Raw genomic sequence first — 384 nt, forward strand, 5'->3', positions numbered from 1 at the left:
GAGCTTCCAAAGCAGCACAAGCGAGATGGGACAAACAAAAAAAGTTAGATAATTCAAGTAATAATGTTAAGCACAATGCTAGTGATATATCTAGCATTATTAAGCATGATGCTAACGATATGCTTGTTGATGCCATTAACAATAACAATAACATATATAATAAAAAAACTAACACTATCGTGTTATCAAAAAAAGAAAATGCTTCAGAAGATTTAGCAACTGAAGTTTCGGTTCAAAGTGAAACAACCGATGATGCTGTTGAGCAGCAGTTGGATCACGATGCACCCTCATCAGAAAACCAATCACCCGTTTCACAGCAAAAAAGCACTGAAAAGAAAACCAAGCGGTCTGGAGATAAACGGGGATGTCGCATTCCTGAGGATT

Annotated in this window: 1 pseudogene; it reads left to right on the forward strand. The window is 37.0% G+C overall.

Features of this window, described 5'->3' with window-relative positions:
• Positions 1-384: pseudogene (locus tag J7R10_RS09580) on the forward strand (hypothetical protein); the annotation flags it as partial.

Origin of the sequence: Bartonella vinsonii subsp. berkhoffii ATCC 51672 (assembly GCF_902825225.1) — a bacterium.
Classification (GTDB): Bacteria; Pseudomonadota; Alphaproteobacteria; order Rhizobiales; family Rhizobiaceae; genus Bartonella; species Bartonella berkhoffii.